Genomic DNA, 20,334 nt, shown 5'->3' with positions numbered 1-20,334 from the left:
GGGCGACAGCGGGCGTTGTACGTCGGGGGTGCCGATGACACGGGCTGACACGCATGCCGCACGGACCGCACGCACAGCGCGTGCCGCACATGTCCCGGGCGACCACATCCAGGGCGACCACGTCCACGGAGAACACGTCCACGGCGACCAGGGGACCGACGTCCCCGTCACCACCGAGGGCCTGCCCGACTGGCTGGACCCGGTGGTGCGCGCCATGCGGACCGTGGCGCCGGAACAGCTGAGCCGCTTCCTGCCGCCCGAGAACGGCCTCGGACGGCAGTCCGCCGTACTCATCCTCTTCGGTGAGGGCGAGCGCGGCCCCGAGCTGCTGCTGATGGAGCGTGCCAGCACCCTGCGCTCGCACGCCGGACAGGCCTCCTTCCCCGGCGGCGCCCTCGACCCCGAGGACGGCGACCCGGCCACGACCGGACCGCTGCGCGCCGCGCTGCGGGAGGCCGAGGAGGAGACCGGGCTCGACCCTTCCGGCGTCCAGCTCTTCGGCGTGCTGCCCAAGCTCTACATCCCGGTGAGCGAGTTCGTGGTGACCCCGGTCCTCGGCTGGTGGCACACCCCCACCCCGGTCGGCGCCGTCGATCTCGCGGAGACGGCCCGGGTCTTCGCCGTGCCCGTGGCGGATCTCACGGACCCGGCCAACCGCGTCATGGCCACACACCCGAGCGGGATCAACAGCCCCGCTTTCACGGTCGCTTCGGCGCTCGTCTGGGGCTTCACCGCCGGGGTGATCGACCGCATTCTGCACTTCTCGGGCTGGGAGCGCCCATGGGACCGCTCGAAGGAGGTCCCGCTCGACCGGCGCTCATGACAGGCTTGCCCAATCGCTGTGCCGGCGGCCCGATGGTACGGCTGTCGGACAGTGATTCCGCCGCAGGTCCGGACCCCCGCCCGACGGGGCGACGGGAGACGAATCAGCGAGGCTAGCGAGGCTATTGACAGTGAACGTGCTGGACATCCTGCTGCTGCTCGCCGCCGTGTGGTTCGCGATCGTGGGCTACCGCCAGGGCTTCGTCGTGGGCATCCTGTCGGTGATCGGCTTCCTCGGCGGCGGTCTCGTCGCGGTCTATCTGCTCCCGGTGCTCTGGGACCAGATCACCGAGGAGGCCGAGGTCACGACGACGGCCACGGTCGTCGCCGTCGTCGTCGTGATCGTGTGCGCCTCCGTGGGACAGGCCTTCACCACCCACCTCGGCAACAAGCTCCGCCGCCACATCACCTGGTCACCGGCGCGCGCCGTGGACGCCACGGGCGGCGCGCTGGTCAATGTCGTCGCCATGCTGCTGGTCGCCTGGCTGATCGGCTCCGCCCTGGCCGGGACCTCGCTGCCGACGCTCGGCAAGGAGGTCCGTAACTCGAAGGTGCTGCTCGGCGTCTCGCGGGTGATGCCCGGTCAGACGGCGACCTGGTTCACGGGCTTCTCCTCCGTCCTCGCCGAGAAGGGGTTCCCGCAGGTCTTCAGCCCGTTCGCGAACGAGCCCATCACCGCGGTCGACCCGCCGGACCCGGCGCTCGTCGGAAGCCCCGTCGCCGCCCGCGCGCAGCGCTCCATCGTCAAGGTGGTCGGTACGGCGCAGAGCTGCAGCAAGGTCCTCGAAGGCACCGGCTTCGTCTTCGCCGAGCGCCGCGTCATGACCAACGCGCACGTCGTGGGCGGCGTGGACGAGCCCACCGTCCAGATAGGCGGCGAAGGCAGGCTGTACGACGCGAAGGTCGTCCTCTACGACTGGGAGCGGGACATCGCCGTCCTGGACGTGCCCGATCTGCGCGCCCCCGTGCTCCAGTTCACCGACAAGGACGCGAGCAGCGGCGACAGCGCGATCGTCGCCGGCTTCCCGGAGAACGGCGCGTACGACGTGCGCTCGGCCCGTGTCCGGGGCCGTATCGACGCCAACGGGCCGGACATCTACCGGCGCGGCGAGGTCCGGCGCGATGTGTACTCGCTCTTCGCGACCGTCCGGCAGGGCAATTCCGGCGGCCCGCTGCTCACCACCGACGGCAAGGTGTACGGCGTGATCTTCGCCCGCTCGCTGGACGACCCGGACACCGGCTACGCCCTGACGGCCGACGAGATCCGCGAGGACATCGACCTGGGCCGCAAGGCGAACCAGCAGGTCGACAGCCAGGGATGCGCGCTCTAGCGGCAGAACGCGGAACCGACAGCGCTGGAACGAGAACAACGCGGACGGCGCCGGAAACGAGGACGGGCCGGGCCAGGAAATCCTGGTCCGGCCCGGCTCTGTCCTCCGTTGCTCCCGTGCTCCGTTGCTCCTTCTCGCTTCCGCCGATCCTGATCCCTGATGTCCGATCTGATGCCCGGCCCGGATCCTGATCCCGTCGTGCCTAGCTGCGCGGATGCCGCAGCCGTGCCGAGACCCAACGGGCCCTTCGGCGGAGAATCAGTGGAATACCGAGTCGGAGATCATGGCCCTGACCTTCCGGGCCGCCCCTCTCGTGGGTGATCGGCACCGAGGCCGAGCGGCGGTTGCGTGCTGCGTCACCGTAGTCGTGCGTCCAGCCCATACCCCGACGTTTGCCCGGGGCCCATGGTCGGTAATCGCCCCGGCGTCGGCCAATTGGCCTATGCGTGAGGCAATTGGCTGTTCGTCGTACAAGTGTTCATGGGGGAGGTGTCGACCCGTCGAACACGGCGCTGATCAGCGGTCCGGCTCGGGATCCCGCAGCCAGTTGATGAGTTCCGTGGAGAACGCCACGGGGTCCTCCTCGTGCGGAAAATGGCCAAGACCGTCGAACAGCCGCCACCGGTAGGGCGCTTCGACGTACTCGGCGGACCCCGCCGTACTGCGCGTACGCATCGCCGGATCGAGCGACCCGTGCAACTGGAGGGTCGGCACCCGCACCGGACGCTTCATCCGCCGGTTGAACTGGATCCCGTCCGGCCGCGCCATCGACCGCACCATCCAGCGGTACGGCTCGATCGAACAGTGCGCCGTCGAGGGGATGGTCATCGCCCGCCGGTAGATGTCGACCGTCTTGTCGTCGGGCGGCTGCGGCCCCGACCAGTCGCGGATCAGCTCACCCACCAACGCCCCGTCGTCGGCGACGAGCTGACGCTCCGGCAGCCACGGCCGCTGGAAACCCCAGATGTACGAGCCGGCCCTGCTCTGCGAGATGTCCGACAGCATCGCGGAGCGCCAGCGGCGCGGGTGCGGCATCGACGACACGGCGAGCCTGCGCACCAGCTTCGGCCGCATCACGGCCGCGGTCCAGGCGAGATACCCGCCGAGGTCGTGTCCGACGAGCGCGGCGTCCGGCTCGCCGAGCGAACGCACCACACCGGTGATGTCGAGGGCCAGGTTGGCAGGGTCGTAACCCCGGGGCGTACGGTCGCTGCCGCCCACGCCCCGCAGGTCCATCGCGACGGCCCGGTACCCGGCCTCGGCGAGCGCGGGAAGCTGGTGCCGCCAGGTCCACCAGAACTGCGGGAAGCCGTGCAGCAGCAGCACCAGCGGCCCGTCGCCCATCTCGGCGATGTGAAAGCGGGCCCCGTTGGCCGCCACGTCCCGGTGCGTCCAGGGCCCGTCGAGGCGCACATCGGCCGCGACAGTCGCGACGGCTGCGGCAGTCGCGCCGGGAACGGTGCCGGAGTTGGTGCCAGGGCCGTTTTCGGGGGCGGTCATACAGACGAGCGTGCCACAGTCTTGTCCGCCTCATGGACGGGGCGCGGATGCGGTTTGACCGTCTGGAGCACGGCGGCCGTCTGCTTGGCGGACGCGATCGTCTTCTCCGGCGGCTTGACCTTCTTGAACTTTCGCAGGGCGATCAGCGCCAGCAGTCCCGCGATGAGCAGAAACGCTCCTCCCACGATCAGGAACGACCAGGCGAGCCCGAGGCCCCAGTTGTGGATCCCGTACGCGGCGGCAAAGCTCAGCACCGGCAGCGAGAAAAGCGCGAACACTCCCGCGATACCGATCGCGGCGCTGCCCATCACGCCCCGCTTGACGTCCTGTCGCACCTCGGCCTTGGCCAGCGCGATCTCGTCGTGCACCAGCGCGGACACCTCCGCGGTCGCCGATGAGACCAACTGACCGAGGCTGCGGTCGGCGCCGTTGGCCCGGACGGCTGGAACGGCGTCGACAGGTTCGGTGGTGACGGCGGCATGGCTGCCGGGGTCGCTCATCGTTGACTCCCTCGTTTCGGCTGCGCTCTCGCAGATCTGCGATTCTTCCGGCTCCGCGCCTTCAGATCATGCCGGAAGCCGGATCAATGTCGGATGTCAGATCATGCCGGACCGGCGCCCTCATCGCGCGTCGCTGCGGCGTGTTCCGCCAACCGGCGGTGCTCGGCCGCCTTCCCCTCGTAGATCGCGGCCATTCTCAAGTGGTACGCCGGGTCGTCCTGCTCGTAGATGTCGGGGATCCCGTCCCTGTCCTCGTCGAGCTCCTCGGAGTCGTACAGCGCCCGGTACGTGCGCACCCTCAGCCGCAGGAGTACGGCGGCGAGTACGGCGGCGATCACCGAACCCGTCAGGACGGCGGCCTTCACCTCGTCCGTCAGCCCGGGATCGCCGGTGAAGGCGAGTTCGCCGATGAGCAGCGAGACGGTGAAGCCGATTCCGGCGAGCGTCGACACGGCGAGGATGTCCGGCCAGGCCAGATCCTCGTTCAGTTCGGCCTTGGTGAAGCGCGCGGCCAGCCAGGTGCCGCCGAAGATGCCGAGCGCCTTGCCGACGACCAGCCCCAGGACCACCCCCAGGGTCTCCGGCCGGGTGAAGACGTCGGCCAGCGCGCCGCCGCTGATGGAGACACCCGCCGAGAAGAGCGCGAACAGCGGCACGGCGAGACCGGCCGACAGCGGGCGGACGAGGTGTTCGATGTGCTCACCGGGGGACTGCTCCTCGCCCTCGTGCCTGACGCAGCGGAGCATCAGGCCCATCGCGACACCGGCGACGGTGGCGTGGACGCCGCTGTTGTACATCAGGGCCCAGACGACGAGGGCCAGCGGGACGTACACGTACCAACCGCGCACCCCCTTCCTCAGGAGGAGCCAGAAGACGGCGAGCGCCACGAAGGCGCCCGCCAGGGCCAGGAAGTCGATGTCGCTGGTGAAGAAGATCGCGATGATCAGGATCGCGAAGAGGTCGTCCACGACAGCGAGGGTGAGCAGGAAGGCCCGCAGTGCGGACGGCAGCGAGGTGCCGAGGACGGCGAGCACGGCGAGCGCGAAGGCGATGTCGGTGGCCGTGGGGACGGCCCAGCCGTCCGTGGATCCGCCGCCCACGACGTTGACCAGCACATAGACGAGCGCGGGCACGGCCATGCCGCAGAGCGCCGCGATCACGGGGAGGGCGGCGGCCTTCGGGTCCCGCAGTTCACCGGCCACCAGTTCGCGCTTCAGCTCGATGCCGGCGACGAAGAAGAAGACGGCGAGGAGTCCGTCGGCGGCCCAGTGCCGGATCGAGAGGTCCAGGCCGAGCGAGGCCGGGCCCAGATGGAAGTCGCCGACGGTCGTGTAGCTGGCGCTGAGCGGGGTGTTGGCCCAGATCAGGGCGGCGACCGCGGCCACGAGCAGCAGGACACCGCCGACCGTCTCGGTCCGCAGCGCGCTCGCGAGATACGTCCGCTCGGGGAGCGGGAGGCGTCCGAGAAAGGTGCGCGGGGTGGCCACGAGGGGTCCTCCGGTCGGTTCGGCGGGCATGACGAATTGCCTGCCGACCAGACTTCCCGGCGCACCTTTGGATTCTTATTACATTGTTGACGCGCCGCCCACTTTACAAAGAGGAGCCCCCGGCGCGATACGCCGGGGGCTCCCGCTGCACGGTGGGGTGCTCAGTCCTCGCTGGTCGCGCTCGGGAGCTGCGTCTGGATCAGATCCATCACCGAGGAGTCGGTGAGCGTCGTGACGTCACCGAGCTGACGGTTCTCCGCGACATCGCGCAGCAGCCGCCGCATGATCTTGCCCGACCGGGTCTTCGGCAGCTCGGCCACCGGCAGGATCCGCTTCGGCTTGGCGATCGGCCCCAGCGCCGTACTGACGTGGTTGCGCAACTCGGCCACCAGGCCGTCGTCCACCGACGCCGTACCGCGCAGGATGACGAAGGCGACGATCGCCTGGCCGGTCGTCTCGTCCGTGGCGCCGACGACGGCCGCCTCGGCGACCTTCGGGTGCGAGACGAGCGCCGACTCGACCTCCGTGGTGGAGATGTTGTGGCCCGACACCAGCATCACGTCGTCGACGCGGCCCAGCAGCCAGATGTCGCCGTCATCGTCCTTCTTGGCGCCGTCGCCCGCGAAGTACTTGCCCTCGAAACGCGACCAGTAGGTGTCGATGAACCGCTGGTCGTCGCCCCAGATGGTGCGGAGCATCGCCGGCCACGGCTCGGTGAGGACGAGATATCCGCCGCCGCCGTTCGGCACCTCGTTGGCGTCGTCGTCCACGACGGTCGCCGAGATACCGGGGAGCGCGCGCTGCGCGGAGCCCGGCTTGGCGGCGGTGACGCCGGGCAGCGGGGAGATCATCATGCCGCCGGTCTCGGTCTGCCACCAGGTGTCCACGACGGGGGTCTTGCCCGCGCCGATGTTCTGCCGGTACCAGATCCACGCCTCGGGGTTGATCGGCTCACCGACCGAGCCCAGGACGCGCAGCGACGTCAGATCGAACTTGGCGGGGATGTCGTCCCCCCACTTCATGAACGTGCGGATCGCGGTCGGCGCCGTGTAGAGGATCGTCACGCCGTACTTCTGGACGATCTCCCAGAAGCGCCCCTGGTGCGGGGTGTCGGGCGTGCCCTCGTACATGACCTGCGTCGCGCCGTTGGCCAGCGGCCCGTACACGATGTACGAGTGACCGGTCACCCAGCCCACGTCGGCCGTGCACCAGTAGACGTCCGTCTCCGGCTTGAGGTCGAAGACCGCGTGATGCGTGTACGCCACCTGGGTCAGGTAGCCGCCCGACGTGTGCAGGATGCCCTTGGGCTTACCCGTCGTGCCGGACGTGTACAGGATGAAGAGCGGGTGCTCGGCGTCGAACGCCTCCGGCGTGTGCTCGGCGGACTGGCGGTCGACGATGTCGTGCCACCACACGTCCCGGCCCTCGCTGAAGGCGGTGTCCTGGCCGGTGCGGCGTACCACCAGGACATGCTCGACCTGCGGACACCGGGCGACGGCGTCGTCGATCGCGGGCTTGAGCGCGCTCGGCTTGCCGCGCCGGTAGCCACCGTCCGAGGTGATGACGAGCTTGGCGTCGGCGTCCTGGATACGGGAGGCCACGGCGTCGGCCGAGAAGCCGCCGAAGACCACGGAGTGCGCGGCGCCGATGCGGGCGCACGCCAGCATCGCCACGGCCGTCTCGGGGATCATCGGCATATAGATGGCGACCCGGTCGCCCTTGGTCACGCCCAGCTCGGTGAGCGCGTTCGCGGCCCGGGAGACCTCGTCCTTCAGCTCGGCGTAGGTGATGGCACGGCTGTCGCCCGGCTCGCCCTCGAAGTGGATGGCGACCCGGTCGCCGTTGCCCGCCTCGACGTGGCGGTCCACGCAGTTGTACGCGACGTTGAGCCGGCCGTCCGCGAACCACTTCGCGAAGGGCGGGTTCGACCAGTCGAGGGTCTCGGTCGGTTCGGTGGCCCAGGTGAGCCGCCGGGCCTGCTCGGCCCAGAAGCCAAGCCTGTCCGCCGCGGCCTGCTCGTACGCCTCCGCTGTCACGTTGGCGTTCGCGGCCAGCTCGGCCGGTGGCGCGAACCGCCGCTCTTCCTTGAGCAGGTTGGAGAGGGAAGAGTTCTCGCTCATACTCCCGTCTCCTCCTTGAGCAGGTTGGCCAGGCTTTTGTTGCTCACGACATCTCCCTTTCCCAGGGCGTCCTATGTGTCCCCGGGCCTAGCTCATCAGGCAGATGCCCGGGTGACAAGGGTCTTCAGGAAATTGGTTTAGACCTATGCGGCCGGACTGACGAGTGGAGTTATGGGTCGGCGTACGAGTAAGTGGCCCCGTTCCCCGGCTGTGGTGGGGAACGGGGCCACACATTCTCACGGATGCGGCGGGCCGCCGGTTCAGGCGCGCGACTCCTCGAAAGCCGTCGGGGCGACCCGGTTGAACACCTTGTCGGTGCTGTCGGACTGTCCCTCGGGCAGCTCGTCGGGCTGTCCGTCGGCCGCGAGCAGATACGCCTGCGCCTCGCCGACATGGAAGTACATGCCGTGCAGTTCGAGCCTTCCCTCGGCCAGGCCCCGGGCCACCGCCGTGTGGGCGCGCAGATGCTCCAACTGCTGGACGACATTGGTCAGACAGAGCTGCTCGACCGCGTCAGCCGGCAGTCGCCCGGAGATCCGGGCCCAGGCGTGCTCGCGGCTCCTCATCCGCTCCAGGCTGGGCAGGCCGTGCCGGAGCCAGCGGGTGAGGGGGGAGGGCGGCGCGGGGGCTTCCTGTGCGGACCGGGTGGCGGGTGCGCCGGGGTGTGAGTCGACGGGTGCGTCGGCGAGTCCGTTCGCAGGTGTGCCGGCGGGTGCGTTGGCCGGGGCGTTGGCCGGGGCGTTGAGGAGGGCCTGCATCGCGCCGCAGCCGGAGTGGCCGCAGACCGTGATGGACTCGACCCGCAGGACATCGACCGCGTACTCGATCGCCGCCGCCACCGAGTCGTCCTGCCCCTCCGTGCCCTTCTCCCCCGGAAGGGGGACCAGATTGCCGACATTGCGGACGGTGAACAGATCGCCGGGGCCGCTCGCAGTGATCATGCTTGTCACCAGACGCGAGTCGGCGCAGGTGAGGAAGAGCTGGGAGGGCTGCTGGCCCTCGCGTGCCAGCCGCGCCAGCTCGCCCCGTACGAGCGGAGCCGTGTTGCGCTGGAACGAGCTGAGCCCACTGGCGAGTTGGCCGCCGGCCTGGACCCGGCTCGAAACCCGTACCTCATCCGTCTTCCGCCCTGGCGTCTGCCGCTGCTCCACCGGATCGCCGCAGTGGTGGTTGCGCCACGGTGTCCACGGCCGGCAGCAGGTGCTCGACTGCGTCACCGGCTCGGCGGGCTCGGCGATACGGTCCCCGGATCTGCCGGTGAACTCGACCGTGCCGCCCTGGGCCAGATGTGCGACCTGCCAGTCGTGCAGCGCCTCGTACGCCGCGTGATCCATGAACGACCCGTCCAACTCGACCACGCAGTCGCTTCCTTGCGGCACCTGGTGCAGCAGACGGCTCAGCCGTGGAACGGCCAGGAACGTCAACTCGCCCCGCGCGCGCAGCCGGTGGACGCCCTCCTGCTCGTCCAGCGTGATCCGGGTCCGGGTGAGGCGGTGCAGCGCGACGGCGACCGCCAGCGCGATTCCGATCGCGACCCCCTCCAGGACGCCGGTGAACACCACACCGGCCAGCGTCCCTGCATAGACGAGCAGTTCGCGATTGCGCCGCACCGTGCGCATGTGCGTGATGCTGACCATCTGGACGCCGATGACCATGACCAGCGCGGCGAGCGCGGCCAGCGGGATCAGGTCGAGCACGGACCCCAGGAAGAGTGCGGCGACGGCGACCCACAGCCCGTGCAGCATGGTCGAGTTCCGACTGATTCCGCCCGCGGCCACATTGGCCGCGCTGCGGACGGCGACCCCGGTGATCGGCAGTCCGCCGAGGGCCCCGGAGACGACGTTCGCCGCACCCTGTCCGGCCAGCTCCCGGTCGAGCCGGGCGCGTGGGATCTGGACGTCCGGGTCCTTGCGCGCGGCCACCAACTTGTCGACGGCGACCGCGGACAGCAGTGACTCGACGCTGCCGACGAGGGTGATGGTGAGAACGGCGGCGATCAGCCCCAGCACCGGCCCCTGAGGCAGCTCGGGAAGCACATGGCTGCTCCAGGAGGGCAGGTCGACGCGGTCGAGGCGCAGCCCCACGAGGGCGGCCACGGCGGTCGCCGCCGCCACCGCCGCGAGGGCGGCGGGCACCTTCCGTAGGATCCGGCCCGTACGCCCCGGGATACGCGGCCAGGCGAGCAGAACGACCACGGTCAGCGCGCTCACGGAGACCGCGGCCGGGTGCAGACCGGCCAACTGGGCGGGCAGACCCTGGACGTTGGCGACGGCGGAGCTCTGCGGGGTGCCGCCGAGGACGATGTGCAGCTGGGCGAGCGCGATCGTGACACCGATGCCGGCCAGCATGCCGTGCACGATCGCCGGGCTCACGGCGAGTGCCGAGCGGGCGACGCGCAGGGCGGCGAGACCGAGTTGGGCGAGACCCGCGAGCACCGTGATGGCGCAGGTGGTGCGCCAGCCGTACCGCTGGATCAGATCGGCCGTGACGACGGTCAGACCCGCTGCCGGACCACTGACCTGGAGCGGAGCGCCGCCGAGGCGGCCGACCACGAGACCGCCCACGGCCGCGGCGACGAGACCGGCCTGGAGGGGCGCGCCGGTGGCGAGCGCGATGCCGAGGGAGAGCGGCAGGGCGATCAGGAAGACCGAGATGGAGGCGGAGAAGTCCGCCCCGGCGATCCGGAACCCTCGCCACCGGCCGGGCGGCGGGCTCTGCGGGCTCCGTGGGCTCTTTGGGCTCTTTGCGTGGTCGGACCGGCCAGGGCGGTCGGACCGCTCGGTCTGGCCGGGGTGATCGGGGCGGTCGGGCGGGTCTTCGCGGGTGGGGACGTAGGCAGACATGGTTCCCGTCTCCTCCGGGGCGGCGCGGTCGCGGAACAGGTGACGCGGCCGTGAGTCACGGCGTGCAGCGGCGGGATTTATCAACGCTCAGTAAATGGATCGTAATGGAGAGTAAAGATTGTGGCATGACTTTCCCGGCAAATGGGGCAAACTTTCACCCGCAACGGTGATTAGTCATTTTGTCCGGCTTGTCATACCGGATCCCCTCGGGTCCCAGTGCGACGTTGTCGGCGCTCGGCGCCGTGCTCGGCGTTTTTCGGCGTTCCGGCGCTCCAACGCACAGAACCTGAGGGAAGAGGTGGGCGGATGCTGGCCGCCAGAAAGAGGATCGCCTGCGGCGTGGTCGTGACGGCGCTGGCCGTGGGGCTCGCCGGATGTTCCGGGTCCGGTTCACCGGAACCGAAGGACGGGACCAAGGCCGAGGAGGGCGCCCACGGGGCGAAGAAGGGGCCGGCCAAGAGCGCGGTACGGCTCATCGGCGACGGCTCCACGGCGTACACCGGCGCCCAGCCCGGCGTCCTCAAGCCGGAGCGCCTGAAGCCCGGTCAGAAGCCGCCGCAGTTCGTGGTGTTCTCCTGGGACGGCGCCGGGGAGGACAGCCAGAAGCTCTTCTCCCACTTCCGCGACGTGGGCAAGAAGTACGACGCGAAGATGACGTACTTCCTCAGCGGTGTCTATCTGCTGCCGGAGGACAAGTCCAAGCAGTACAGCCCGCCCCAACACGCCGCCGGCCGCTCGGACATCGGCTTCAACGACACCGAGGGGATCAAGAACACCCTGCGCGAGCTGCGCGCCGCCTGGCAGGACGGCAACGAGATCGGCACCCACTTCAACGGGCACTTCTGCGGCGCGGACGGCGGGGTCGGCAACTGGTCCGTCGAGGAGTGGAAGAGCGAGATCAGCCAGGCCAAGGCCTTCGTGAAGAACTGGAAGAGCAACACCGGCCTGACGACCGAGGCTCCGCTGCCCTTCGACTACGAGAAGGAACTCGTCGGCGCCCGCACCCCCTGCCTGGAAGGGCAGAAGAACATGATGCGGGCGGCGCGGACGATGGGCTTCCGCTACGACTCCAGCGGTGTCGGCAACCAGGTCTGGCCGAAGAAGACCGAGGGCATGTGGGACATCCCGCTGCAGCTCGTCCCGGTGCCCGGCCGGAAGTTCGAGACGCTCTCGATGGACTACAACTTCATGTTCAACCAGTCGAAGACGGTCAACGGCGACCCGTCCCAGCACGAGTACTGGGGCAACCAGATGCGTGACGGCCTGCTCCAGGCCTTCGGCCGCGCGTACGACGGCAACCGCGCGCCGCTGATCATCGGCAACCACTTCGAGTCGTGGAACGGCGGCACGTACATGCGCGCCGTCGAGGAGACGATCAAGACCGTCTGTGTGAAGGACGGCGTGCGGTGCGTGACGTTCAAGGAACTCGCGGACTGGCTGGACGCGCAGGACCCGCAGACGCTCGAAAGGCTGCGGGAGCTGGGTGTCGGCCAGAAGCCCGCGACCGGCTGGCAGTCGTATCTGACGGCTCCCAGGCCGCCGACGGCCCCGGCCTCACCGGCGGCCCCGGCGGATTCGGACCCGGCCTCCGAGGCTGCCGACGGCCCGGACGCGGGCCCGGATTCCTCCGGCCCTGACTCCGGCCCTGACTCGGGCTCCGACTCGGGCCCCGAAGGGGACCCGGCCGCGAACTGAGTCGAGCGCCCGGGGGTACGGGCGTTGCGAGCGGTGAGCGCGGTGAGCGCGGTGAGCGCGGTGGTGCGGGCGGCACGACGATGTGCCGCCCGTACCACCGCGGCGCTCAGCTCGGCTGCGGAACCGCCACGTCCTCGCGGAGCACGAACGCCGGGTCGACCTGTGCGGCCAGGTCAGCGCCTGTCTTCGCATTGCCCCAGCTCTCCGCGTTCCTGAGATGGAAGTGCACCATCTGCCGCGTGTAGCGCTCCCAGTCGCGGTCCGCGTACGAGTCCTCCGCCGCGTCCTCCAGGACCTGCAGCGCCACGCGGTTCTCCGCCTCCAGCAGCTCGAAGGCGGCCGGGCGGCCCTTCTCCATGGACCGCACCCAGTTGGAGTGCCCCACGGTCACGAGCAGGTCGTCGCCCACCTGGTCCTGGAGGAAGTCCACGTCGTCCTGGGCCTGGACCTTGTTGCCGACGACGTTCAGCGCGATGCCGAAGTCCCGCGCGTACTCCTTGTACTGGCGGTAGACGGACACGCCCTTACGCGTCGGTTCGACAACCAGGAACGTCATGTCGAACCGGGTGAACAACCCCGACGCGAACGAGTCCGAGCCCGCCGTCATGTCGACGACGACGTACTCGTCCGGGCCGTCGACGAGGTGGTTCAGGCAGAGCTCGACCGCGCCGACCTTGGAGTGGTAGCAGGCCACCCCCAGGTCGGACTCGGTGAACGGCCCCGTGGCCATCAGCTGGATGTCGCCGTCGTCCAGCCGGACGGTGCGGGCGCAGGCGTCGTACACCGGGTTGGGCTCGCGGACCCGGAGGAGCTGGGAACCCTCGCCCGGGGGCGTCGTCTTGATCATCGAATCGGCGGACGTGATCCGCTGGTTGGTGCCGCGCAGATACTCCTTGATGAGGGGGAGATGCGCGCCCATCGCCGGCAGCGCGGCGGTCTGGGCCTCGTCGAGACCGAGGGCGGCCCCGAGATGCTGGTTGATGTCGGCGTCCACCGCGATGACGGGGGCCTCGTTGGCGGTCAGATGGCGGATGAAGAGCGAGGCCAGCGTCGTCTTGCCACTGCCGCCCTTACCCACGAAAGCGATCTTCATGTTCACCTAGCGTAGTGGCCATGTCGCTGTGCGCTGTCACTTCGGGTGAAGAAGACCACTCCAACGTGGGGCGTGCGCTATGGGCGCGTAGCCTTGCTACCTATGAGTACGACAGCTCCGAACGCTTCGTCCGCTCCACGAGGGCATGACCCTCTCGCCGCTCTGGGCTCCCTGCCGGGCGTCCCCGACGCGGTGGATTCGGTGCGCAAGGCGGTCGACCTGGTCTACGGGCACCGCGTGATGAGACGGCGCAGCAACGAGGTCACCTCGGAGGCCGCGCTGCGTGCCGCGCGCGGATCGGCGGCGCTCTCCGGCGCGGACTGGGCGCTCGAAGAGGTGCGTAGGCGCAGCGACTTCGGCGCCGCGTCGGACGCGCTGACGGTGGGAGCCGCGCTGCGGTTGACGGCCGAGGCGGGCCAACTCCTCTCGATCTGGCGGCAGTCGCCGGTGCGGGTGCTGGCCCGGCTGCATCTGGTGGCGGCCGGTGGCGCGGGCGTGGGTGCCGGTGCGGGCGTCGGCGTTGATACGGGTGTGGGTGTTGGTACGGGTGTGGCCGGGGAGGCCGCGGTGGTCGCGGGGGAGACGGTCGGGCGGCCGAGGCTGGCCGGTGAACCGGTCGTCGAGACGCCGGGGCCCGACAGTCCCCAGCCGCTGATCGAGGCGCCGCTGCCCGCCGCCGACGAGGTGGCCGGACGGCTGGACGGGCTCTCCGGCCTGGTGATCGCGGGGAGTTCGGCGCCCGCGCTCGTCACGGCGGCCGTCGTGCACGGCGAACTGCTGGCGCTGCGCCCCTTCGGCTCGTACAACGGCCTGGTCGCGCGGGCCGCCGAGCGGATCGTGCTGATCGGCAGCGGGCTGGACCCCAAGTCGATCTGCCCGTCCGAGGTCGGGCACGCGGAGCTGGGGCGTGCCGCGTACGTGGCGGCGTTCGACGGCTATCTGTCGGGGACGCCCGACGGGATGGCGGCGTGGATCACGCACTGCGGGCGCGCGGTCGAGCTGGGTGTCAGGGAGTCGACGGCCGTCTGTGAGGCGCTGCAGCGCGGCGCGGCCTAGGGTGCGTCCTTTGGAACAGAAATGCGGCGGTACCGGAGAGGTACCGCCGCTGGCACGTCCACCGAGTTACCAAGCGTCCTCGTAGTTTGCCCATCAGGTCGGGTACTTCGCCCGTCACCTGGTGCGGCTGGCCCGTAATCGACGGGTCGACGTCGCGTGGGTACTCGGTTTTCATGCTCGGTCCGTGGGGCCTTCGTGCGTTACAGGTCGTCCTCTCGGATGTCCTTGGTCTCGCGGGCCGTTGATTCCTTTCTACTCCTGTCCGGGAAGAAGCGAAAGCCCTCGCTCCTCGACTTTACTTTTAGGTTCAAATAAGGATGAAACGCCCGGCTGTGGTTGGTGTGTGTGACCGGTGTGGCCGGTGTGATCGGTGTGCGGCTCACGCCGAGGCCGCCTGGCGCCGCCGGCTCGCGTACCAGACCAGTCCCGCCGTGGCCGCCGCCGCGCCCACCGCTGCCGCCGCGACGAGCGCCGGCCGTGGGGGCATGGAGAAGGCGGGCAGCCGCTGCTTGAGCCGGACCGGCCGATTGAAGACGAGAATCGGCCAATCACGGGCCGTCGCTTCGCGACGCAGCGCCCGGTCGGGATTGACCGCGTACGGGTGCCCGACCGACTGGAGCATGGGGAGGTCGGTGACGGAGTCGCTGTACGCGTAGCAGCGGTCCAGGTCGTACCCCTCGGACGCGGCGAGCGCCTTGACCGCCGCGGCCTTGGTCGGCCCGTACGCGTAGTACTCGATCTCACCCGTGAAGCAGCCGTCGGCCCCGACGACCATGCGGGTCGCCACGACCCGGTCGGCGCCCAGGAGTTCGCCGATCGGCTCGACGACTTCCGCGCCGGATGTGGAGACGATCACCACGTCACGTCCGGCCGTGTGGTGATCCTCGATGAGGGAGGCGGCCTCGTCGTAGATGATCGGGTCGATGAGATCGTGCAGCGTCTCGGCGACGATCTCCTTGACCTGCTGGACGTTCCAGCCCTTGCAGAGCGCGGAGAGGTACTCGCGCATGCGCTCCATCTGGTCGTGATCGGCGCCGCCCGCGAGAAAGACGAACTGCGTGTATGCGGTGCGCAGTACGGCTCGGCGGTTGATCAGTCCGCCTTGATAGAAGGACTTGCTGAAGGTCAACGTCGACGACTTCGCAATGACCGTCTTGTCCAGGTCAAAGAAGGCCGCTGTGCGAGGCAAGGAGTGGTTTTCCACGATGTCGAGCATAGGCGCCCACCATTCGGCGTAAGGTACGGCGCGTGGGTTTGCCTGAGAAGGCTCTCGGGTACACCATGGAAGTCACGGATCGTTCGCGACCGTGCTCACCTGGTCCGGCTCCTCCCCCCCCCCGAGTCGGTCTGGGGGACGACCCCCGCTCTCCCCCCCGGCGGGGGTCGTCGCATGTCCGGACGCGTTTCTGACGCTCGGGCCCGTGGCCACCCCGCATCCCCTCCCCTCATGGCGCTTCGCGTGCGCGGAGCTGATTCGCACTCTACTCGTCACTGTGCGTAGTTGCCAGGCTGCTCTCGGAAGTCACCGGTATGAGCTACGGAGATATTCACAACCGGCGAGTTGTCCACAGCTTTTGAGCAAGATCCACACGATTTTTCCGCGCGATGCACGGTGATTTCCGACCGCGAAAGTTCGCGGTAGCCGGAATGACCGATGCCGGATCACTGCGAGATCGCTGAGAGCCCACTGAGCGGATGCCCTTGAGGTGTCTCCGCATCGTGTGGGCGAGCGCCTTCGGCGCGGCTGCGGACGTTGATCTGGGATCGCGGGAATAGGGGGTGGAGTAAATGGCTGGATTCAGGACGTCCGACCGCTCGCCGGTCGCCGAAGGGCGCCGGGCCGGACCGCTGATCGTGACCGAGGACGTCGACCTGCTCGATGATCTGCTGCGGCTGTGCGCCGCCGCGGGCGCCGAGCCCGAGGTGCACCATTCGGTGCCCGAGCGACGGGGTGGGTGGGAGTCCGCACCGCTCGTGCTGGTGGGCGACGACGCGGCCGTACGGTGCCGGTCCGCCACCCGGCGCCGAGGGGTGCTGCTCGTCGGCCGCGACCAGGACGACCCGGACGTATGGCGGCGGGCCGTCGAGATCGGTGCCGACAGCGTGCTGCGCCTGCCCGACGCGGAGAGCTGGCTCGTCGACCGGATCGCCGACGTCGCCGAAGGCGTGGGGCGGCCCGCGCTCACCGTCGGGGTGATCGGCGGCCGTGGCGGGGCCGGGGCCTCGACGCTGGCCTGCGCCCTGGCGGTCACGGCCGCCCGCCAGGGCCTGCGCACCATGCTCATCGACGGCGACCCGCTCGGCGGGGGGCTCGACGTGCTGCTCGGCGGTGAGCGCGCGAAGGGCCGCCGATGGCCGGATTTCGCCGCCTCCAAGGGGCGAGTGGCGGGCGGTGCGCTGGAGGAGTCGCTGCCCCGGCTGCACGATCTGCGTCTGCTCAGCTGGGATCGCGGAGACTCCGTGCTCGTCCCGCCGGCGGCCATGCGGTCCGTCCTCGCGGCGGCCCGCAGACGGGGCGGCGTCGTGGTCGTGGATCTTCCGCGCCGGATCGACGAGGCCGCCACAGAGGCGCTGGCGCAGTTGGACGTCGGTCTGCTGGTAGTACCGGGGGAGCTGCGGGCCGTCGCGGCCGCCGGCCGGGTGGCGTCCTTGGTGGGCATGGTCCTGCCGGACCTGCGGGCGGTGGTCCGTGGGCCGTACGCGACCGGGCTGGACGACAACTGGGTGGCCGACGCGCTGCGGCTGCCGCTCGTGGGTGAACTTCCCGTGGAGCCGGGTCTGTTGGCGGCTCAGGAGACCGGGTCACCGCCGGGGGCGAGCGCGCGGGGTCCGCTGGCGCGGTTCTGCGCCGCGTTCTGGGAGCGGGCGCTCGCGGGCGCCGGGGACGGGAGCGTGACCGCGTGAGCGCCGTGACACGCGCCAGGGGAGCGCAGGTCGGTGGAGCGCTCCTGGACGCCGTACGGCAGCGTCTGGCGGAGAGCGGGGCCGAACCGACCCCCGCACGCGTGGCGGCGGCTCTGAGGGCCCAGGGGAGGCTCCTGGGGGACACGGAAGTGCTCGGTGCCGCTGAGGAGTTGAGGTGCGAGCTGGTCGGGACGGGGCCGCTGGAGCCCTTGTTGGCCGATCCCTCCGTGACGGACGTGCTGGTCTCGGCGCCCGACCGGGTCTGGGTGGACCGGGGAGGCGGGCTGGAGTTGACGGACGTGTCGTTCGCGGACGCCTCGGCCGTACGGAGGCTGGCGCAGCGGCTCGCCGCCGTGGCGGGCAGGCGGTTGGACGACGCGCGCCCGTGGGTGGACGCCCGGCTGCCCGACGGCACCCGGATGCACGCGGTGCTGCCCCCGGTGGCCGTCGGATCGACGTGTCTGTCCCTGCGGGTCGTACGCCCCCGGGCTTTCTCCCTGGCGGAACTGACCGCCGCCGGGACGGTGCCGCCGGGCGGTGAGCGGCTGCTGCGGGCGCTGATCGAGGCCCGGGTGTCGTTCCTGATCAGTGGGGGCACGGGCTCAGGAAAGACAACCCTCCTCGCGGCCCTGCTCGGCCTGGTGGGGGAGCGTGAGCGGATCGTACTGGCCGAGGACTCGGCGGAGTTGAGGCCCGACCACCCGCACGTGGTCCGTCTGGAGGCGCGGCCCGCGAATCAGGAGGGCGCGGGCGAGGTGACCCTGGAGAACCTGGTGCGGCAGGCGCTGCGGATGCGGCCCGACCGGCTGGTGGTCGGGGAGGTGCGAGGAGCTGAGGTGACTACTCTCCTGGCCGCCTTGAACACGGGCCACGAGGGCGGCTGCGGGACGGTTCACGCGAACGCCGCCGCCGATGTGCCCGCGCGGCTGGAAGCCCTCGGGACGGCCGCCGGTCTCGACCGGGCGGCTCTGCACAGCCAGTTGGCGGCGGCGCTGTCGGTGGTGATCCATCTCGTACGGGACCGGGCCGGGCGGCGTCGTATCGCCGAGGTGCATGTGCTGGAGCGGGATACGGCGGGGTTGGTGGTGCCGGTGCCCGCGCTGCGCTGGGGCGCGGAGAGGTTCGCGTACGAGCGGGGCTGGCCGAGGCTGCGGTCGCTGATCGGGGGTGCGTTGTGACGCGGGTGGCAGCCCTGATGCCGATGCCGATGACCCTGTCCTACGCGGCGCTGTGCGCGGTGCTGGTGCTGCTGGAGGTCTGGGCGCAGGTGGACCGGAGTCGGGCCACAAGGCGGGCGGAGCTGCTGTTCGGCGCCGGAATCGCCGGAATCGCAGGCAGCGGCAGCAGCGGCGGTAAGGCTGGGCCTGCGGCGCGGGTGGTCCGCGAGCGGCTGGCGGGGCTGGGGAAGGAGTGGCTCTGTCTGCCCGTCGCTCTGGCGCTCGCCCTGTGGGGCGAGTCGGTGCTGCCGCTGGTCGCCGGTGCCGTGGCGGTGCCGCTCGTGAGGCGGCGGCTGCGGGCGGCGGCGCACCGGCGCGCGGTGGAGCGACATGCCGGGGCCGTGCGAGGTCTTTGTGACGTGCTCGTCGGGGAGTTGAGGGCCGGGGCGCAACCGGCCGAGGCGCTCACGACAGCCGTCAGGGCCGTCGGCCGGGACCTGAGCGGCCCGGAACCCGCCCTGGTGGTCGCGGCGGCCCGCTTCGGCGGTGATGTCCCCGAAGCCCTGCGCAAAGCCGCCCGGCGACCGGGTGCGGAAGGTCTCGTGGGGGTCGCGGCCTGCTGGCGGGTCGCGGTGGACGGTGGGGCGGGACTGGCCGCCGGTCTGGATCGGCTGCGTGCCGCGCTGCGAGCCCAGCAGGACCAGCGGGAGTCCCTGCGGGCCCAGTTGGCCGGTGCGTGGTCCACGGTCGTGGTGCTGGCGCTCCTGCCCGTGGCGGGACTGGTCATGGGCTGGGCCATGGGCGCCGACCCGTTGAACGTGCTGCTCCACACCCCTGCTGGTCTGGGCTGTCTGGTGGTGGGCGGACTCCTGGAGGCGATGGGCTTCTGGTGGGCCGGGCGGATCGTCCGGGGCGGGGTGGCGTCATGAACGGGCGGCTCGCACAGGGGGACTTCGTCCACAGCTTGTGGGTGGCCGCCGCACTGTTCGCGGCGGTGGTGTCCGTGGTCCTCGCCTGGTCGGGGTGGCGGCGCGAACGGGCCGCGCGCGGACGGATGGTGGCGCTGCTGGCCCTGGAGGTGGCGCCCGGTCGGCGGCGCGTGCGGCCGGAGTGCGGAGCGTGGCTACGGCGGTGGGGCCCGCCGCTGGGGGCCTGGTGTCTCGGCTGGGCGCTGATCGGTGGGACGGCCGGGTTGGTGGTCGGGTTCGCAGGGGCGTACGGCGTCGGGCGGTGGCTGCGTACGCGTAAGCCGGACTCCGGCGCGGCCACGGACGAGGCCGTCGGCGAGGCCGCGCGGCAATTGCCGCTCGCCGCCGACCTGTTGGCCGCCTGCGTCTCGGCCGGGGCGGGCCCGCGCGAGGCGGCGGAGGCGGTGGGGGAGTCGCTGGGCGGGCCGGTGGGCGAGCGGTTGGTGAGTACGGCGGCGACGCTGCGGCTCGGCGGTGAACCGGTCGAGACGTGGGGGCGGTTCGGCGAGATACCGGGAGCCGCGGAGCTGGCCCGCTGTCTGGAGCGGGCCGGGTCCACGGGAGCGCCGGCGGCGGAGCCGGTTTCCCGGCTGGCCGACGGCCTCAGGGCGGAACGGGCCCGGCAGGCCGCGGCCCGCGCGGGCCGGGCCCAGGTGCTGATCACCGCTCCGGTGGGGCTGTGCTTCCTGCCCGCCTTTCTGGCGGTGGGGGTGGCCCCGGTGGTGATCGGCCTGGCGACCGGGCTGCTGCGCGGCAACTGAGCCGGTGCGAGTCCGCAGATTCAACTGTGCTGAACCAACTGTGCTGATCCAACTGTGCTGATCCAACGGGAGGTTGACATGAGGATGCCGGTGGGAC

The 20,334-nt window shown here is 70.7% G+C and carries 16 protein-coding genes; 8 read left to right on the top strand and 8 right to left on the bottom strand.

From position 1 onward, the window contains the following. Positions 1 to 34: 34 nt before the first annotated feature. Both ACFT9I_RS16115 and ACFT9I_RS16110 read left to right on the top strand, forming a co-directional pair. Positions 35 to 823: an NUDIX hydrolase gene (locus ACFT9I_RS16115; protein WP_382564640.1), complete on the top strand. Its 789-nt coding sequence runs from the start codon at positions 35 to 37 to the stop codon at positions 821 to 823. Between the two features lie 130 nt (positions 824 to 953). Next, a complete protein-coding gene (locus tag ACFT9I_RS16110) occupies positions 954 to 2,153 on the top strand; it encodes a MarP family serine protease (RefSeq protein ID WP_382564638.1) in 1,200 nt (399 codons plus the stop codon). 202 nt (positions 2,154 to 2,355) lie between these two features. On the opposite strand, the gene ACFT9I_RS16105 is transcribed toward ACFT9I_RS16110, so the two are convergent. The 6 genes from ACFT9I_RS16105 to ACFT9I_RS16080 form a co-directional block, all read right to left on the bottom strand. Further along, on the bottom strand, positions 2,356 to 2,535 hold the full coding sequence (locus ACFT9I_RS16105; protein ID WP_382564636.1) for a hypothetical protein: 180 nt from the start codon (positions 2,533 to 2,535) through the stop codon (positions 2,356 to 2,358). Positions 2,536 to 2,669: 134 nt separating this feature from the next. Continuing rightward, the gene (locus tag ACFT9I_RS16100; RefSeq protein WP_382564635.1) at positions 2,670 to 3,653 is read right to left on the bottom strand and encodes an alpha/beta fold hydrolase; all 984 of its coding nucleotides are present in this window, start codon (positions 3,651 to 3,653) and stop codon (positions 2,670 to 2,672) included. After that, the gene (locus tag ACFT9I_RS16095; protein WP_382564633.1) at positions 3,650 to 4,153 is read right to left on the bottom strand and encodes a phage holin family protein; all 504 of its coding nucleotides are present in this window, start codon (positions 4,151 to 4,153) and stop codon (positions 3,650 to 3,652) included. The genes ACFT9I_RS16100 and ACFT9I_RS16095 overlap by 4 nt, the downstream gene beginning before the upstream one ends. Positions 4,154 to 4,254: 101 nt before the next feature. Further along, positions 4,255 to 5,670: a Na+/H+ antiporter NhaA gene (gene nhaA, locus ACFT9I_RS16090; RefSeq protein ID WP_382564631.1), complete on the bottom strand. Its 1,416-nt coding sequence runs from the start codon at positions 5,668 to 5,670 to the stop codon at positions 4,255 to 4,257. Between the two features lie 131 nt (positions 5,671 to 5,801). Then, positions 5,802 to 7,760 (bottom strand): acetate--CoA ligase, encoded by a 1,959-nt coding sequence (gene acs, locus ACFT9I_RS16085; RefSeq protein WP_382564629.1) that lies wholly within the window; start codon positions 7,758 to 7,760, stop codon positions 5,802 to 5,804. A 260-nt stretch (positions 7,761 to 8,020) separates the two neighbouring features. After that, entirely contained in the window at positions 8,021 to 10,603 is a 2,583-nt protein-coding gene (locus tag ACFT9I_RS16080) for a SulP family inorganic anion transporter (protein ID WP_382564627.1), read from the bottom strand. Between the two features lie 306 nt (positions 10,604 to 10,909). Here ACFT9I_RS16080 and ACFT9I_RS16075 point away from each other — a divergent pair, with 306 nt between their 5' ends. Beyond that, the gene (locus ACFT9I_RS16075) at positions 10,910 to 12,298 is read left to right on the top strand and encodes a hypothetical protein (protein WP_382564626.1); all 1,389 of its coding nucleotides are present in this window, start codon (positions 10,910 to 10,912) and stop codon (positions 12,296 to 12,298) included. Positions 12,299 to 12,404: 106 nt separating this feature from the next. On the opposite strand, the gene ACFT9I_RS16070 is transcribed toward ACFT9I_RS16075, so the two are convergent. Next, positions 12,405 to 13,391 carry an ATP-binding protein gene (locus ACFT9I_RS16070; protein ID WP_382564624.1) on the bottom strand — a complete coding sequence of 329 codons (987 nt, stop codon included), beginning with the start codon at positions 13,389 to 13,391 and terminating at the stop codon, positions 12,405 to 12,407. A 102-nt stretch (positions 13,392 to 13,493) separates the two neighbouring features. Between ACFT9I_RS16070 and ACFT9I_RS16065 the strand changes: the two genes are divergently transcribed. After that, the gene (locus tag ACFT9I_RS16065; RefSeq protein WP_382564622.1) at positions 13,494 to 14,447 is read left to right on the top strand and encodes an oxidoreductase; all 954 of its coding nucleotides are present in this window, start codon (positions 13,494 to 13,496) and stop codon (positions 14,445 to 14,447) included. Positions 14,448 to 14,826: 379 nt separating this feature from the next. Here the strand turns inward: ACFT9I_RS16065 and ACFT9I_RS16060 are convergent, their stop codons facing one another. Next, positions 14,827 to 15,663: an HAD family hydrolase gene (locus ACFT9I_RS16060; RefSeq protein ID WP_382564620.1), complete on the bottom strand. Its 837-nt coding sequence runs from the start codon at positions 15,661 to 15,663 to the stop codon at positions 14,827 to 14,829. A 572-nt stretch (positions 15,664 to 16,235) separates the two neighbouring features. Between ACFT9I_RS16060 and ssd the strand changes: the two genes are divergently transcribed. The 4 genes from ssd to ACFT9I_RS16040 are packed head-to-tail and all read left to right on the top strand — an operon-like array spanning position 16,236 to position 20,237. Then, positions 16,236 to 17,351: a septum site-determining protein Ssd gene (gene ssd, locus ACFT9I_RS16055; RefSeq protein WP_382564618.1), complete on the top strand. Its 1,116-nt coding sequence runs from the start codon at positions 16,236 to 16,238 to the stop codon at positions 17,349 to 17,351. Next, a complete protein-coding gene (locus ACFT9I_RS16050) occupies positions 17,348 to 18,529 on the top strand; it encodes a TadA family conjugal transfer-associated ATPase (RefSeq protein ID WP_382564616.1) in 1,182 nt (393 codons plus the stop codon). The genes ssd and ACFT9I_RS16050 overlap by 4 nt, the downstream gene beginning before the upstream one ends. A 17-nt stretch (positions 18,530 to 18,546) precedes the next feature. Further along, positions 18,547 to 19,437, top strand: a complete 891-nt coding sequence (locus tag ACFT9I_RS16045) for a type II secretion system F family protein (protein WP_382564615.1) — start codon at positions 18,547 to 18,549, stop codon at positions 19,435 to 19,437. Then, positions 19,434 to 20,237 (top strand): type II secretion system F family protein, encoded by an 804-nt coding sequence (locus ACFT9I_RS16040; RefSeq protein WP_382564612.1) that lies wholly within the window; start codon positions 19,434 to 19,436, stop codon positions 20,235 to 20,237. The genes ACFT9I_RS16045 and ACFT9I_RS16040 overlap by 4 nt, the downstream gene beginning before the upstream one ends. Positions 20,238 to 20,334: the final 97 nt, after the last annotated feature.

Origin of the sequence: Streptomyces sp. NPDC057137 (assembly GCF_042670825.1) — a bacterium.
Lineage (GTDB): Bacteria > Actinomycetota > Actinomycetes > Streptomycetales > Streptomycetaceae > Streptomyces.
The sequence above is the reverse complement of the archived record's forward strand: the minus strand, read 5'-3'. Positions and strand labels throughout refer to the sequence as shown.

What these genes read in the sequence shown, in the direction of transcription:
- ACFT9I_RS16115 (WP_382564640.1), top strand. Translation starts at nt 35, where the DNA reads ATGACACGGGCTGACACGCATGCCGCACGGACCGCACGCACAGCGCGT.
- ACFT9I_RS16105 (WP_382564636.1), bottom strand. Translation starts at nt 2,535, where the DNA reads ATGGGCTGGACGCACGACTACGGTGACGCAGCACGCAACCGCCGCTCG.
- ACFT9I_RS16100 (WP_382564635.1), bottom strand. Translation starts at nt 3,653, where the DNA reads ATGACCGCCCCCGAAAACGGCCCTGGCACCAACTCCGGCACCGTTCCC.
- ACFT9I_RS16095 (WP_382564633.1), bottom strand. Translation starts at nt 4,153, where the DNA reads ATGAGCGACCCCGGCAGCCATGCCGCCGTCACCACCGAACCTGTCGAC.
- nhaA (WP_382564631.1), bottom strand. Translation starts at nt 5,670, where the DNA reads ATGCCCGCCGAACCGACCGGAGGACCCCTCGTGGCCACCCCGCGCACC.
- acs (WP_382564629.1), bottom strand. Translation starts at nt 7,760, where the DNA reads ATGAGCGAGAACTCTTCCCTCTCCAACCTGCTCAAGGAAGAGCGGCGG.
- ACFT9I_RS16080 (WP_382564627.1), bottom strand. Translation starts at nt 10,603, where the DNA reads ATGTCTGCCTACGTCCCCACCCGCGAAGACCCGCCCGACCGCCCCGAT.
- ACFT9I_RS16075 (WP_382564626.1), top strand. Translation starts at nt 10,910, where the DNA reads ATGCTGGCCGCCAGAAAGAGGATCGCCTGCGGCGTGGTCGTGACGGCG.
- ACFT9I_RS16070 (WP_382564624.1), bottom strand. Translation starts at nt 13,391, where the DNA reads ATGAAGATCGCTTTCGTGGGTAAGGGCGGCAGTGGCAAGACGACGCTG.
- ACFT9I_RS16065 (WP_382564622.1), top strand. Translation starts at nt 13,494, where the DNA reads ATGAGTACGACAGCTCCGAACGCTTCGTCCGCTCCACGAGGGCATGAC.
- ACFT9I_RS16060 (WP_382564620.1), bottom strand. Translation starts at nt 15,663, where the DNA reads ATGCTCGACATCGTGGAAAACCACTCCTTGCCTCGCACAGCGGCCTTC.
- ssd (WP_382564618.1), top strand. Translation starts at nt 16,236, where the DNA reads ATGGCTGGATTCAGGACGTCCGACCGCTCGCCGGTCGCCGAAGGGCGC.
- ACFT9I_RS16045 (WP_382564615.1), top strand. Translation starts at nt 18,547, where the DNA reads ATGCCGATGCCGATGACCCTGTCCTACGCGGCGCTGTGCGCGGTGCTG.
- ACFT9I_RS16040 (WP_382564612.1), top strand. Translation starts at nt 19,434, where the DNA reads ATGAACGGGCGGCTCGCACAGGGGGACTTCGTCCACAGCTTGTGGGTG.